We start from the raw sequence: 16,044 nt of genomic DNA, 5'->3' as shown, positions 1-16,044 counted from the left end.
ATTTCAAGAATATGAGATTATTCTATTCACTAATCATATCCTTACTGTCGGTACTGGGATATTCTCAAACGATATTACATCAACAAGAAAATACAACAAGAACTGTTCAGGATCCACAAATGGTGGTTCTTGGTCAAGGATTTCGTGCAACATCAGGTATTTCTAATCCTTTTATAGCGAAAATTGGTGGTCCTGCAACAGAAAATCCAGGGGGTGGGCCTGCAGATTCTCAGGCAGGAGCTAATAATCCTTCGGGAGCCGCCGATGCATTTCATGATACCAAAGGAAATGTCGATGTTTCAGGTTCAGGACAACTTCAATATACTTTGCCAATCGCTTTACCTCCGGGAATAAAAAGCGTAGCTCCACAAATGAATCTTATGTATTCCGGTGGTCTTGGGAATGGAATTGCGGGTTACGGATGGGGACTTACCGGAATAACTTCTATATCAAGAATCGGAAAAAACATCGAAAATGATGGTAAAGTTGAAGGAGTTAAATTGGACTACTCAGATTTTTATAGCTTCAATGGACAGAGGTTGATTCTTAAATCAGGAGAATATGGAAAAGACGGAGCCGAATACATAACAGAAAAATATTCTAATGTCAAAATAAAATCAGTAGGAACTGCACAGACTGCTACACCACAGCCTATGTTTTTCGTAGTAACTTTTGAAGATGGTTCCCAAGCTTGGTATGGGGATACTCAATCTGATAATTCCGAACTTAATACCTATAATGGAAGAACATCAATCGATTATAATATTGTAAAGTGGAAAGATGTTCAGGGAAATTATATCAGTTATTCTTACGAATATACTACAGGCAAGATGCAAGGCGGTGTAAGCAGGATATCTTTTATACAATGGGGAGGGAATGAAACATTAAATAAACCTCATTTTAACAGAATTGATTTTACTTACATCAATAGAGATCTTGTAGAAGATTCTTATACAGCCGGTTTCCGTTTCGTTCAAAACAAATTATTAAAAGATGTTATTGTAAAAACAAACGGAAGTCAGTTTAAGAGATATAGTATAGACTATGACAATAATGGAACAAAATATCAGTTTGTAAAAAAAATTACGGAATATAATTCCCAAGATCTCCCAGCTAACCCTGTTGTTTTCAATAATGAATATAGTCCTGCAGGAACAAACATATTTAATTCAAATACGAGGTATGATGATATCTACGGAAATAATATTGTAACCGGAGATTTTAACGGAGATGGTAAGCTTGATTTCCTAAAAGGAAATACATTAATGCTTGGAAGATTAGATGGAAATAATAATTTTATTAATGTTTCTTATGAGGGAGATTTCTTGTCTGTAATAAATACTCCCAAAAATAACATTTTTTTAGATAGGCAATCATTTGCTACGTATGTTTATGATTATGTGAATCAAAAGATTACCATAAATTATTATGCGCTTAATTCTAGTAATGTTCTTGAAAAATACAATTCATTTATATTAAATGGCATTCCTTCTGCTGTTTTTACAGAATCACCTTGTTATCCTGCTTATAATCAAAATTATTGTAATTCAGGTTTTAGTGTAAGTATGTCTGCAAAAGAAGGAGACTTCAACGGTGACGGTATTTCAGAACTAGTATTAAATATTGGGGGAAGTACCAATTGTCGTTGTGAAGATTATTATGGTTCTAATCAGTCAGATAATACAATAAACACTCCGGAAGCTTATGTCTATGTTGATACTAAAAATAATTTCACTAAAGTTGTTTCAACTGATTATACTTTATTTAATGTTGGAGACTTTGATAGTGATGGAAAGTCTGACTTGATAGATCTTAGTGGCGGAAGTAATATTTACTCATTTAATGAAGTCACAAAAGATTTTGAATTAAAAATACAATCTTCTATTCAAATTGCTTACGAAGGAAGGAAGTTTGGTGATTTTAACGGAGATGGTAAAATGGATATCTTAGCTCCGGTTGGAATTGATTCTCCAGATTGGAGAATGTATATTTCCACAGGTAAAGGATTCAAAGAATTTTATTACTCTAATTTATATCTTTACAAACCAAGTGAACAAGGTCGTCCAAGAAAAAACAGAAGTACTATCAGAACTTATTCTGCATCAGACTTAAATAAAGATGGGAAAAGTGATTTGATAATTTTTGAATCACAGAAATGGTTTAGAGACGGTGTGCTTGATTGGAATAACCCAGACTCAAGCTATGGATTCAATTACCTGAGAAACGATGGTGTTGATAATGATGGTAAGCCAATCTTTAGCAATGCTTATAATATTGCTCCAGTTGAATTAGATTGGGATGGGGAAACTATCAATTATTCAATGTATGGAGAGCATTATATTCCGTTATTTGGATCTTATCGTATTGCTCAAATGAATACTGAGTTTGCAATTATTCACAAAACAAAACTCATTACCTGGGATTTAGGAGGAAAACTAAATGTCGCATCAAAAGTTCAGTCTGTTACTCAAGGTGGAGTTAATACTATTATTGAATATTCAAATTTGGTAAACGGTAATGTTTATAAATCATATTACAATACAAACCCTGTTTCATATCCTTATTCAAATATCTTAGAAAATATTAACTATAGTGTAGTTTCTAAACTTACTCAAGGAGGAAGATGGCAGGAATTCAGATATAGAGATTTCATTGGAAACCTAAATGGAAGGGGGGTCATTGGCTTCAGGCAAACAGCAAGATCAACTTTCATAGCAAATGGTTTAGAAAATACAAAAATTTGGAGCGGTTCAGAAATAAATCCAACAAATGAAGGACTTGCTTATAAAGATTGGTCTATAAGAACCACAGATGAGTCTAAAATTTTCCCAGACAATCTCTCAATAAACAATACTCAATTATTATCATTCAAGCAATATGATTTTAAAATAGATAAACTATTGAATGGAGCAGTTGTCACAACTGTTGCTGAGGCGGACAAACCTAAAATTGTCACAGCAATAAACCCATATATTACAACAAGCAAAGATTTTCTAAGGAATATAAAGACCGTTCATACTGTAGAAGCTTATAATAATCTTTATCTTCCGACCAAATCTGTAGAGAATATAAACGATGGGTACGAAATTTCAACTACAAATTTAGAGTATTATCCTTCTGATATTACACCTGGTAACAATTACAATATTGGAAAACCTAAAATAAAAATATCAACTATACAGGCTTATGGAGATACAAAATCTCTTAAAGAAGAATATGTTTATGAAAATAATTTAATAAAAAATCTAAAAACATGGAATAGAGATAATACCGGATATCTTCAGGAAACTTATCATTATGATGGTTTTGGAAATATCACACAAAAAATTATTACTAACAGCGTAGATTCTCAAACCCAAACAACAACATCAGAATTCGAAGGTAAAGGAAGATTTTCTATCAAGAATACAGATAATCTTGGTTTGGAAACTAATATTACCTATAACAATTGGGGGCAAGTTCTCACTCAGACGGATCCTTTAGGTAATACCGTTACCAATACATATGATGCGTGGGGGAAATTACTGAAAACAAAAAATAATCTAGCAGGAACAACGACCTACACTTACGATTTGATTTATGGTTTTTCAGTACCTCCTGCTCCTTCACCAATATGGGGAACGAAAGTGACTGCATATTCACCCAATGGTAATCAGAATATTACTTATACCAACTTATTAGGTCAAGTATTTAAAACTTCAACTAAGGCATTCGGACAAGGACAATTTATATCTATAGATACCCAATACGATGAGTTGGGAAGAAAAATAAATGAAAGCGAACCATATTTTGAAGGTCAGAATGCAAGCCAATGGAATACCATTGCTTTTGATGACTCTGTTTTCCCGGCAAAAGTAACTGTAACTTCTTTTAATGGAAAACAAATAGAAACTACAGTTATTGGATCTTTAACAACCGAAAAAGAAGTTAACGGATATGGAAGAACAACAACCAAAATCACTGATGCATTAGATAATATCATTTCATCAACAGACAAAGGAGGTACAATTAATTTTTCATATAACGCTGCAGGAGAACAAATTCAAGCCAAATATGCAGAGAATGTTGTAACGACAAAATATGATGCTTGGGGAAGAAAATCTGAATTTAACGATCCATCTAATGGTTTATACAAATATGAATATGACGGATTTGGACAATCAAAAAAAATCATCAGCCCAAAGGGAACTAAAGAATATTTTTATAATAACTTGGGCCAAATAATTTCTCAAAAAGAATTATCTACAGATGCAGGGCAAGCTACCAATAAAATTATTTCGTATACGTACGACAATAAAGGAAGATTAACTTCTAAAGAAGGAACATCTAAAGGTAAAGCTTATAGCTCAAATGTTTCATACGACCCACAAGGAAGGGTGATTTCTTCATCAGAAAATAGCAATGGAAAGTATTTTATACAAAAAGGACTGACTTATGATGATAAAGGAAGGATAATTTCATATGAAAAACAGTTGTATTCTTCCGGTATAATGACCAAAGTAAACATTGAAAATGTTTATAGTTCCTGGAGTGGAGTACTGTATCAAGTCAAAGACAAAAACTCAGGAAAAATTCTTTGGGAATTAAAAGAAGCGAATTCGAAAGGTCAAATATTAAATGCTCAACTAGGATTAGCCAATATTAGCAATATATATGGTACTAATGGTTTCTTAACCAACATAAATCATTCTTCTATAGTTAAACCTAGTCTTTTACAAGTTTCATATTCATTTGATGCTATTAAAAATGAATTAAGAAACAGAACAACAGGTGGTGATTTTAATATTACTGAAACATTTGATTATGATGATAATAATCGTGTAGTAAATTGGACAAATCCTGTTACGGGCGTAAAACCCCAAAGCAACAGGAATGTTTATGATATTAAAGGGAGAATAACTGAGAACGATCAGATAGGTAAAATGAAGTATGAAAATTCTTCTAAGATCTATCAACCCACAGGAATGACCTTAAATGCAACAGGAGAACAAAATTATAACAATGATTTAATTCAAACGATTGTTTATAATGAAAATAATGATCCTGTATTCATTGATGGGATGAAAGGAGATGTTGCCTTCCAGTATGGTTTAACAAGTATGAGACAAAGGGTAACCTATGGCGGAAACTTCACAGCAGACGGAGATGGTAAATACACCAAATTCTACAGTGAAGACGGAAGCTTTGAAATCGTTAAAGACAATATAACAGGCAAAGAAAAACATATTCTTTACATCGGTGGAAGTCCTTATGAAAGTAATATTGTATATTTAAAAAACTTTAATGAGAGTAACGGTTCTTTTAAATTTTTGCATAAAGATTATATTGGAAGCATTTTAGCCATTAGCGATGAAGCAGGAAATAAATTGGAGCAAAGACATTTTGATGCATGGGGTAATTTCACGCACTTACAGATAGGAAGTGGGGCTATTATCACCGATCAGAACGTCATTATGAACTCGTCTAAGGATCTTATTGTTGATAGAGGATACACCAACCACGAGCATTTCTTAGAAGTTGGTATCATCCACATGAACGGTAGATTATATGACCCTTTATTAAGAAGATTCTTAAATGCGGATGAAAATATTCAGGATCCTTTCAATACTCAGAATTATAACAAGTACGGGTATGTATTAAATAATCCTTTAATGTTTAATGATCCAAGCGGAGAGGCTTATGGCTTAGGTGAATCGATAATCATTGCTGCTGCAGTTGCAATATTTACTTCAATAGCTACAGATTATTATTTGAACAGACCTATCAATGTGGGTGAAATGTTCCAATCTGTTATGATGGCTACGATGTCGGCTGCTGTTTCTTTTGGAGTGGGCTCCATATTCGCCACAGCGGCGGGGGGGCCTACAAAAATTGCATCAGCTATAGGTGAAACATGGACTATAGTAGCCAAAGCCGGAGCTCACGCCATTACACAAGGTACTATATCTTATATGCAGGGAGGTAAATTCTTGGGCGGCGCACTAAGTGGCTCATTTGCCAGTGTTTCAAATGATTTGCTGGGATTAGCTGTAACTAAAGTAGGAGCTAATAACATATTAAGGAGTGACGGCTTTGCTTTATTTAACGGAGCTGTAAGTGGTGGTGTTGGTTCTGTTCTGGGAGGCGGGAACTTCTGGATGGGTGCTGGGCAAGGGTTAATTGTTACTGCCTTTAATTATTTAGCTCATAAACCTAAATCGACTGAGTACAATAATAAATCTTTAACTAAATGGGCAAGAGAAACTTTTAAAGGAGTTGAAGGAGCATCTGATGTAAAGGTCAAAACAAATAAAGCACCTAAGGGAAGGATTTATAAGGAAGGGAAAATATATGGAAAAGATTCATATGGTAACTTTACAATACATGAATGGGGAGTCCAAGATGGAAATACACTTTACATTTCTCAGCATACATATAATCAGGGAATGCAATGGCTCTATTTAGTCACTGGCCATGAACTAATGCATTACTCATTTGACCTTTTGTTTCCTAAAGTAAATGCAGCATATCAGCATGTAACTATTTTAGATTGGCAGGTAAAACAACTTAGAGCATGGGGAATTTCAGATGGTTGGATGTTTGAACAATCGAATGGACCATTAAATAGTCTCTTAAATAGATATCCAAAAGCAATGGACAATATAAATACAAAAGGGTGGTCATGGGAAAAGACAGGAATGAAATTAAAATATTAATAACTATGAGATATACTTTTTTTATATTTTTTATTTGCATTAATTTTAGTTGTCTAAATGTATCGGCATCAAAAATTATAAGTTGTACAACAGATTATCTAACATATAATAATTATGATAGTTTGTCAGTATTAAATGAAATAAAACATATTCCTAATATTAAAAGAATAGATGATAAATCATTTAATTTTTATTTAGAAAATGGAGTAGGTTTTGAAGAAATGAAACAAAATAAAATAATTTTTTTACCACGAAGAGAATTCTTTAATAATAGAAATTTAGAAGGTTCTATTCCACTATATATTATAGGATATTTTCAGACTAATAATATCAAGCAATATTTAATATTAGAATCTGATTTAGGAAAAAATTCAAATTTGTATATAGCCAATGAGGTAAAAGATAAAATTAATTCAATGTTTTTGGCTCATTCTAGTTATAGTTCCGGCTTTGATAGTGAGTCTGTTAAAACGAAAAGATTATCCAACTACATTTTTCAAATTAATGTTTACCATACTTCTGATACAACCGAAAATAAAGAACATTCTTCTGAAAAATGCAACTTGTACCTTAAACTATTTAATGATGGTTATTTAAAGGCTTCTACTAATCTCATTAATGATAATAACATTTATTAGATTGAAGTTCACAAAAAATATCCCGCTGCGCAAAGTCTCCCGACTTTGAGCTAATAATCCAAATAAAGCCTCACATAATGTGAGGCTTTTATGTAATAAAAGAATTCAGTTTTCAATATGGAAGCAGTTACTTATGAGTATATTCATAATGAAATAAAAATCTCAACCATAACAAAAAAGCGAGTTTTCAATATAAAATTCAAGCATCCAAAACACCCAATTCTCTAAGCTGGCGCGAGGATCTTGCTTGTACAAGGTCAGTAGATAACATGCAAACCTGGTTTTACTAAGTTTTTATTAGAGCAATTTTAACTTTTGGTACAAGAGATGCGTTACAACAATTATATTTGAAATATGGCTGGAAGTATAAATAAGGTTTATATAAGCGTGAAAAATAATATAATAATTTACAATACTGATATTGTAGATTATTATATTGTAAACAGGACGAATAAAGACATAAGGATCTTATGTAATCCTGATTTTTTCAGACGTGAAAAAGATAGTCTCATTATTAATACATGGTTTAATCCTAAAATTACCATTTATGAGAATGAAAAAACTATGGAGCCTAACTTACTAAATGTTAATTATAAATCTAAAATTTTAGATAGCTTAGACAAAATAAAAAATGAATATGTTGAGATTAATAATTTGAATGATACTAATTCCTTACAATTGGATATTTTAAAATAATACATTAGAATTATAAAAAAAATGATTCTATAAAATTATCAACAAAAATTAATTTTGAAGGTGAATCTCGTTTTTATGATCTTTCACAACAAGAAGGATACATTCTTAAAAAGGATAAATACTATATTTTAAAAATATGTATAAATGAAAGTCTAAATCTAAAAATTAAAAGCTTTTTAGAAAAAGAAAATATTTATCTAAAAAGAGTTTGTAGTGATAAAGTAAAATTAGTTTTAATAAAAACCAATTATTCGGAATAGTACCCTTCCACTATGCAAAGTCTGTGGCTTTGAGTTAGTATAAAATACTTCTGAAAAAATTGACAATATTCCAAATAATTAAATCAGAGTAGGAATCCTCCTATTCTGATTTTGTCTACACATTTTTAGTTTTACATTATCGGCATTTTATTAGAATAGTTTTTAAATTGAGAGTAAGTATTTTATTAAAAATTTTAAGTTGGTTTTATCTATTTGTAAGTACTGCATGAACCTCATCTGTTCTAGGATATGTGATTTTATAATTCACAACCATTTTTTTTTCTTAAAATAAATATAAGGCAAAATAGCCGAAACGACCATTATTATTACGGTTATAGGATACCCATATATTGTATCCAGTCCGGGGATATTTTTAAAATTCATTCCGTATATTCCGGCAATTAAAGCAGGAAGGGAAACGCATAAAGTGATTACTGTAAGTACCTTAAATATATAATTCTGCTCCAGATCTATTTTGTTTTTTATATTTCCCCGCAGATTATCCAAACGCTCAAAATTGAACTGAATATAGTCAGAAATCACGGCAAGATCATCTAATTCCGATTCTATGCGCTCTTTTGTATGTGAATCCTGATCTTGGATATTTTTCTTATACAGGTTAAAAACTCTTATCGTTTCGATTAAAGATTCTTTTAAAAGCAAACTGTTGAAACTATAAGTCGTTATCAGATCTGTAATTTTTTTAGAAGATTCATTTTTCAGTAGTACAGAATTTGCAAGGTCTTTTATTTTTTTTGCTTCGCTTTCGGTAATATCAGCATAATAGTCAGAAATAAATTCAAGCTGAAACATCAGGATTTCTATCATATCTGATATTTCGTGCAACTCGTTGAGTTTATAAGTGTATTTTAAATTAAAAAATCGATCAATGGAAGAGTTTGAAAAGAAAAAAAGACCGCTATCACTCATTATAAAGAATATTGGCGATTCCACAAGTTTGTTTTCTTCTTTTGAACAATAATAGGGGATAGAGATGTGGAATGCCGTCTGATTGTTTTTTACTAAAAAATGCGAACTGATTTCGATATCTTCATACCGCTTCATAAGTGAACAATTAATCCCGAAGTTTTCTCCGGCCCAATTTATTTGCTGATCAGTATAATCAATGAATTGAATGGCATAAAAATCCATCTGTTCAGGTAAAATTTCGTTCGTGCTACTTACCTTAATAATTTCTTTGTTTTTAAGTAATATTTCAATCATTTGTTAAACGTTATTTTATGTTGCAGTATGATGCTACCTAATATAGTAAAATTATCATAAATAAAGCTGTTAGTTTTTTGATTTTCAAATGGATAAAACCTTTTGGTGTCAATATAATTGTTACGATTTATTCAGAAATCTACTAAAAAAATCACCCCATAGAAATTTATAGGGTGATTTGTATTATTTTTCTAGAAAAGTTCCAAACCGCTCGAAGTGGCAGGTATATCCGTTAGGGTTTTTCACCAGATAATCTTGATGATAATCCTCGGCGGGCCAAAATTTGGTGTAAGGTTCCAGTGTGGTTACTACTTTTCCTTCCCATTTGTTTGATTTGTTGACGATAGCTATTACTTCTTCGGCTATTTGTTTTTCTTCGTCATTTTGGAAAAAAATAGCTGATCGGTAGCTCGAGCCTCTATCGTTACCTTGTCTGTCAACTGTAGTAGGATTGTGAATACGGAAAAAATAATCTACTATTTCTTTAAAATCAGTTTCGGCCGTGTCGTATGTTATCTCAATGCCTTCTGCGTGACCGGGATGGTTGCCATAGGTGGGATTTTCGTTTTCCCCTCCGATGTAGCCTACTTCGGTGTCAATAATTCCTTTTCTTGTTCTGAACAGATCTTCCATTCCCCAGAAGCATCCGCCTGCGATATATACTTTTTTACTGTTTGCCATATTGTAAATGTTTACTTGTTTATCTAATTTATTTTCCTTTTTTGGCCACCTTATCGTTAGATTCTCATCATTTTGTTACTTCTTTTAAATACTTTATTGTACCATCCACATTGATGTGAAAATCTGCGAATACAACGTTGTTTTCTTGATCTATAAAAATAAACCAGGGCGTTCCGCCGGTGTGGTAATCTTCCATTATGGTAGATCTTCCCTTTCCAGGATCGTGCCCGAACGGAATCTCTAATCCATATTTTTTCTGTGTTTCCAAAATTTTATCGTACGTATTGGCGTGTGCTCCTTCAAAAACAGTTTGAACAGCAAGAAACGCAATCTTATCGCTGTTTTCGAATGCATCAACTAGCTTTTTCAAAGACGGAAGCCCTACACTATGACAACCGGGGCACCAATGCTGGAAACAATATATAACTTTATATTTTCCTTCATAATCGGATAATTTGATGGGATTTTCCAGTTTGGAACCTTGCGAATCTATCCATTGTTCTACTCTTAATTCCGGAGCTTTTATTAATTGATTTTGTGTATTATCCATTGCTTTAGTATTTTTATGCTAAACCTTTGAAAACAGTAATAGTTTTCATTACGACCAAGGTTTCAGCGATTGGTAATGGTCTATTTTTAGTTTGAAGCTACTGTTCTTATCAAATCGATTGATTCTGAATTGATACAATACCTCAATCCGCTTGGTTCTGGGCCATCCGGGAAAACGTGTCCCAAATGTCCGTCGCAATTATTGCACATTACTTCCACCCGAATCATTCCGTAGGAACTATCTTTGTGATACTTTATTGCATTTTCTCTGATAGGTTGCGTAAAGCTTGGCCATCCTGTTCCCGACTCAAATTTTATAGTAGAGTCGAATAGTTCATTTTCACAACAAATGCATTTGTACTTGCCGGCTTCGTGAGAGGTACAAAAAGCGCCACTTCCGGCTCGTTCTGTCCCTTTTAGACGGGTAATTCTAAATTGTTCCGGAGTCAGGATTTTTTTCCATTCTTCCTCTGTTTTTTCTACTCTTCTATCGGGTGTAGGGTTTCCGTGTGTTGCGAATTTTATAACATTATTCCAGTTTATCATAATTTTTTATTTTAATTTATTATACAATTTACTTTAAATAGAATCCGTTTAATTGCCTTCATCAGGTAGTGTTTTGTTTTCTGATTGATGAAAATTTTGTAATTCTTATCAATTTGCCAACCATAGATATATAATGATCCCAAGCATAATAATGGTTTTAACATTGCACCAGCTAAGCCTGAATTTTGGGATTAATCTTTTACAGCTTTCTGCTGGGCAATCTGCTTTATACGCACTATTTTCTTTTTGTTTTGCTTTTAGTTCTTCTGAAAATTTGTTGGAAGTAGGTTTATCAAAGTTCTCAAATCTTACTTCAGTATTTCGATTTTCCATATACTTATGTGTTTAGTTCTTACTTATACAAATTTACCTCAAATGAAAATCGTTCCGGTGTTTGTCTTTCAGAAATTGGTGTTTAGTTTTACGATTTACAAAACAATTTTAAGAACTTGGTATTACTAAAAGGTGAAATACCACTTGAAAGAATTCAAAAGAAATATGAGCTTTTTTTCCTCTTTTATTACGCAAAGATAACAAGCAATGAGACGGAATAGGGTGTTTGGAAATGTCTAATTGGTGTTTGGTTTTCAGTAAATTAAAGAAAAACTAAACAGTTTTGCTATTAGTCCGGAATTCATCCGGCGTCATTTTGTTTTGTTTTTTAAAGAAATGTGAAAATGCCTGCGAATCTGAAAAATTCAATTCGTAAGCGATGTTTTTTATCAATTCATCGGTGTGCATCAATTGGCGTTTGGCGTATAAGTTTCTCCGGTCGGCAATTAGTTCGCTTGCTTTCTTATTGTAGCAACAGCCAAATACTTCAGCGATTTTTTTTGGAGAAATTTTTAAGATGCTTGCATAATCGGAAACCTTCATTAGGTCTTTTAAAGTTAGTGTTTACCAAATATTGAAATTCGCGGATCAGCCTCAAATCTTTAAAATCGATGGGGATATCAAATTCGGTTACTGCGTGATTTTTTTGACTGAGTAACAGGAAACGCTGAAAAGAATTTCTCGTCAACGCTTCTGAGATAGGATTGTTTATATTTGTTATCTCTAAAAGTAAATCCTGCCACAGTGTTTCAAAAATAATAACTTCTTTTTCGTTTAACATAATTTTTGGCAAATGATCCACTGTGTGAAGTCCATAAAAAATCATTAAATATTCCCCCGTATTTTTGAGCGAGTCGATAGGATTGATAAATGTTTTATTGAACTTAATTACCCGAAATGTTCCTGATAGAGCCTCGAGCTTCATATAAAATTCTGAAACAAATAATATACAGTTTTTGCCTATTTCAATTTCGTGGCCATCCACTTTTACATTGCTTACCGCTCTTATATTCCATATAATGGTCAATTCCTCATCCAGATCATTTGGCATAAGTGTAAAAGGGGTTTGCAGTCTGTCGATGACGTTTATATTTTGTGTAAACATAGTTTACTAAAGATTTAATTTTTAATTAAAAATAGTGAGAATTATTCTAGTCTTTATCTTCATATTGTTCTTCGCTGTTTTCATTTACTATTGTTGTGAAAAATCTACAAATAATATACAGATATAGCAGGCTGAATGGCAGCGCCATAATAATCAGCAGGTTGCTAATGGCGTTTAACAAATCGCTCGTGCCGGATGCCGAAATACCAAAGGCGGTGGCGGTAATAATTCCACCCCAGATGAGTTTGTGGTTTTTTGAAGGGTTTTCATTTCCATTGTCGCTCAACATTCCCAATACAAAAACAGCAGAGTCAACCGAGTTGATAATGGAAATGAGCACCAATAATATGGCGATAACAAAAGTGAGCTGATAGAATGGGTAATTTTCCAAAAACACAAACAGCGAAGTGTATAAATTGTCAAATTGCCCGGTGTTGCTTTGGCTCAATACATCAAAGGCGTTGTTGGCAAAAACCGAAAACCAAATGAGCGTAGCAAAAGTGGGCACCAAAATGGTGGCAATTATAAATTCTCTTACCGTTCTTCCTTTTGAGATACGGGCGATAAATATGCCTGTAAAGGGAACCCACGCCAGCCAAAATGCCCAATAAAAAACCGTCCATTCTTTAGTAAAACTTTCACTTGTTTCATAACCGCCAATAGACAAACTCATTTCAAAAAAATGAATGATGTATTGATACATTGCGGTAAATAGCTGCGAAAAAAATGGGGCAAAATCTAAAAACAAGGCAATGAACAACATCAGCAGAATAGAAAAACCAAAGTCAAAATCAGCTAAATATTTGATGACTTTTTGGATGCCCGTCAATGCTGAAAAGGTAGCTATAAGACCGATAAGCAGCACCGTTGCCAGCAGTGTGTAGTTGCCCAGTTCTATATTGAAAGTGTGGTTGAGTCCGCCGACAAGTTGTGCAGAACCTAGCCCCAACGAGGCTATGACACCGGTTATGGTAATCAATACAATAAATACAATGGTTGTGTTTTTTAAATAATTGCTGTTGGATGCGGGAACAAGGGCGTGCAGCAAATTGGGTACTTTTCTGACATAAAGGTTGTAGGCTACAATCAACCCGAATAAACTGTACATTGCCCAAGGTGTAAAACCCCAATGGAAAAAAGTGTATTGCAGCGCCAGCACTTCTGCATTGGCAGTGGCAACAGGCGGATTGTTTAAATAATACACAGGCTCCTGTACGGCTCTTAACAACAAGCCAGATCCCATACCGGTACTGTACAACAAGGCTATCCAGCTAAAATAAGAGTATTCGGGTTTTTTATTGCCCAGTCTTTTTTTGCCAAGCGGCAGAAATAAAATAACAAGTGATACGACTACAATAAAAGCCCCAACGAACAAATAATAATTGCTGAATACGGACAGCAAGCTGTTATTTCCGGTATTTAAAAAATGAATTAACGCTTCTGAATTGACCATACCGGCGATTAGGAAAAATAGCCCGAATAGTATTCCGTAAAACAGGATTTTGTTTTTCAGCAGCCGATAGAATGTTCTTTTTATCAAAATATATTGTTATTGTTTAATTCAATGGTGTTAAATCTTCCAGCGTAGTGGGCAGCAATTCGCTTACGGTGGGATGAATGTGTACGGCATCCCGCAAAATGGTGTAAGGCTGCTTGGCATACATCAAGTTGGTGAGGGCACTGATAATTTCATCGCCGCCAACGCCCAACACGCAAGCACCTAAAAAGAGTTGGGTGTCGGCATCTATAATCGCTTGCATAAATCCCTTTGTTTCTCCTTTTGCCTTAGCCCTGTTTATTTTGGTCATTGGTCGGTGTGCCAGCAAAACTTTATGCCCTTTTTGTAATGCTTCTTCTTTTGTCATTCCAACCCTGCCCAGTGGCGGATCGGTAAACAAACCATAGGTGGTAATTCTGTCGCTGATTTTTCTTGTTTTTGCTCCGGATAAAAAATTCTCTACTACCTGAAAATCATGGTACGAGGTATGTGTAAAAGCGCCTTTGCCATTGCAATCGCCCATAGCGAAAACGCCCACTACATTGGTTTGACCATAATCATCTACTTCAACAAAGCCTCTTTCATTTACTTTTATATTGGTGTTTTGCAATTGCAAAGTGTCGGTGTTGGGCATACGACCAATGGCAAGTAAAATATGTGATCCTGTTACCGAAACCGATTTGTCTTTAGTGGCATTGACGATAATGGAGCCGTCCTTATTCAGCGAAGTTTGTATATTGTCAGCGTTAAAAATAATATCAATACCGTCTGATTTTAAAATATCGGCAACCGCCTGACTTACATCTTTATCTTCAACTTTTATCAATCGGGGTCCACGCTCTACAATGCTTACTTTACTACCAAAGCGTTTAAACATTTGTGCAAATTCAACACCAATAAAGCTGCCGCCAATAATGACTAAATGCTCGGGCAGTTCGGTGGTTTGCAAAATATTTTCGTTGGTGAAATAAGGCGTATGCTGATACATTTCCGGTACACGCGGTCGGCTGCCTACATTGATAAAAATGTTTTTGGCGGTTAATGTTTCGCCGTTTACAGCTATTTCATAATCGTTTACAAAATGTGCTTCGCCTCTGTAAAGCGTGATGTTTTTATCGTCCTGAAACCCTTTTTCTATGCCGTTGCGGTCTGCTCCGATAATGGCTTCTTTGCGTTCTTTTATTTTTCGCATATTCGCCTTTCCGGACTGCGGAAGGTCTATCCCGTAATCATTGGCGTGCGATATGTCCCACATTTTTCGAGCACTTGCTATATATGTTTTTGTAGGAATACAGCCGTTGTTGACACAATTTCCACCCAATTGACCTTTCTCAATAATGGCAACACGTCCGCTTTTGGCTAGACTGAAAGCCAACGGTGTACCGGCCTGACCGGAACCTATGATAATGTAATCGTATTGAATCATTTTTTGTTTTTTACACTTTAACCACATAGGGACATAGTTTTTTTCCGGTGTAGCCTATGTCTCTATGTGTTTAAAATTTCTATATTTTTAAGTTTTACTCGCTCACTTTTACGCCTTTCCAAAAAGCAACGTGGTCTTTTATTTGCTTTGCGGCTTCTGATGGCGATTTATAATACCAGGCGGCATTAGCATCTGTTTTGCCATCTACATTTACCGAGTAATAAGAAGCTAATCCTTTCCAGGGGCAGGCGCTTTGGTGTTCGGATGCTGTAAAATATTCCATTTTCAAGCTTTGTGGCGGAAAATAGTGGTTGCCCTCTACTACAATAGTTTCGTCGCTTTCTGCGATAATTACGTTGTTGAATACTGCTTTCACAATGCTGTTTTTTAATT

Annotated in this window: 13 protein-coding genes; 3 read left to right on the top strand and 10 right to left on the bottom strand. The window is 34.0% G+C overall.

Translation table 11 applies throughout. The features are described 5' to 3' along the window. Positions 1 to 11 precede the first annotated feature (11 nt). The 3 genes from OH814_RS17095 to OH814_RS17085 all read left to right on the top strand — a co-directional run bounded on the left by OH814_RS17095 (position 12) and on the right by OH814_RS17085 (position 8,029). Positions 12 to 6,695: an RHS repeat-associated core domain-containing protein gene (locus tag OH814_RS17095; protein WP_308828995.1), complete on the top strand. Its 6,684-nt coding sequence runs from the start codon at positions 12 to 14 to the stop codon at positions 6,693 to 6,695. Beyond that, positions 6,662 to 7,333, top strand: coding sequence for a hypothetical protein (locus OH814_RS17090; RefSeq protein WP_308828994.1), 672 nt, complete (start codon positions 6,662 to 6,664; stop codon positions 7,331 to 7,333). The genes OH814_RS17095 and OH814_RS17090 overlap by 34 nt, the downstream gene beginning before the upstream one ends. Before the next feature lie 354 nt (positions 7,334 to 7,687). Further along, on the top strand, positions 7,688 to 8,029 hold the full coding sequence (locus OH814_RS17085) for a hypothetical protein (RefSeq protein ID WP_308828993.1): 342 nt from the start codon (positions 7,688 to 7,690) through the stop codon (positions 8,027 to 8,029). A gap of 524 nt (positions 8,030 to 8,553) precedes the next feature. On the opposite strand, the gene OH814_RS17080 is transcribed toward OH814_RS17085, so the two are convergent. From OH814_RS17080 to OH814_RS17040, 10 genes are all read right to left on the bottom strand, one after another. Further along, positions 8,554 to 9,513 carry a CorA family divalent cation transporter gene (locus tag OH814_RS17080; protein ID WP_308828992.1) on the bottom strand — a complete coding sequence of 320 codons (960 nt, stop codon included), beginning with the start codon at positions 9,511 to 9,513 and terminating at the stop codon, positions 8,554 to 8,556. A 183-nt stretch (positions 9,514 to 9,696) separates the two neighbouring features. Continuing rightward, positions 9,697 to 10,194 carry a peptide-methionine (S)-S-oxide reductase MsrA gene (gene msrA / locus OH814_RS17075; RefSeq protein ID WP_308828991.1) on the bottom strand — a complete coding sequence of 166 codons (498 nt, stop codon included), beginning with the start codon at positions 10,192 to 10,194 and terminating at the stop codon, positions 9,697 to 9,699. 67 nt (positions 10,195 to 10,261) lie between these two features. After that, positions 10,262 to 10,744 (bottom strand): TlpA disulfide reductase family protein, encoded by a 483-nt coding sequence (locus OH814_RS17070; protein ID WP_308828990.1) that lies wholly within the window; start codon positions 10,742 to 10,744, stop codon positions 10,262 to 10,264. Between the two features lie 86 nt (positions 10,745 to 10,830). Beyond that, entirely contained in the window at positions 10,831 to 11,289 is a 459-nt protein-coding gene (msrB, locus tag OH814_RS17065) for a peptide-methionine (R)-S-oxide reductase MsrB (protein WP_308828989.1), read from the bottom strand. A 108-nt stretch (positions 11,290 to 11,397) separates the two neighbouring features. Continuing rightward, positions 11,398 to 11,622 carry a hypothetical protein gene (locus tag OH814_RS17060; protein WP_308828988.1) on the bottom strand — a complete coding sequence of 75 codons (225 nt, stop codon included), beginning with the start codon at positions 11,620 to 11,622 and terminating at the stop codon, positions 11,398 to 11,400. Positions 11,623 to 11,895: 273 nt separating this feature from the next. After that, positions 11,896 to 12,165 (bottom strand): helix-turn-helix domain-containing protein, encoded by a 270-nt coding sequence (locus tag OH814_RS20685; RefSeq protein WP_374990585.1) that lies wholly within the window; start codon positions 12,163 to 12,165, stop codon positions 11,896 to 11,898. Beyond that, a complete protein-coding gene (locus tag OH814_RS17055) occupies positions 12,110 to 12,727 on the bottom strand; it encodes a hypothetical protein (protein ID WP_308828987.1) in 618 nt (205 codons plus the stop codon). Before OH814_RS17055 ends, OH814_RS20685 begins: the two co-directional genes overlap by 56 nt. Positions 12,728 to 12,773: 46 nt before the next feature. After that, entirely contained in the window at positions 12,774 to 14,267 is a 1,494-nt protein-coding gene (locus tag OH814_RS17050; RefSeq protein WP_308828986.1) for a BCCT family transporter, read from the bottom strand. A 16-nt stretch (positions 14,268 to 14,283) separates the two neighbouring features. Continuing rightward, on the bottom strand, positions 14,284 to 15,651 hold the full coding sequence (locus OH814_RS17045; RefSeq protein ID WP_308828985.1) for a mercuric reductase: 1,368 nt from the start codon (positions 15,649 to 15,651) through the stop codon (positions 14,284 to 14,286). A gap of 94 nt (positions 15,652 to 15,745) precedes the next feature. Beyond that, the gene (locus OH814_RS17040) at positions 15,746 to 16,027 is read right to left on the bottom strand and encodes a DUF427 domain-containing protein (protein ID WP_308828984.1); all 282 of its coding nucleotides are present in this window, start codon (positions 16,025 to 16,027) and stop codon (positions 15,746 to 15,748) included. Positions 16,028 to 16,044: the final 17 nt, after the last annotated feature.

Origin of the sequence: Chryseobacterium sp. CFS15 (genome assembly GCF_031118795.1) — a bacterium.
GTDB lineage: Bacteria > Bacteroidota > Bacteroidia > Flavobacteriales > Weeksellaceae > Chryseobacterium > Chryseobacterium indoltheticum.
The sequence above is the reverse complement of the archived record's forward strand: the minus strand, read 5'-3'. Positions and strand labels throughout refer to the sequence as shown.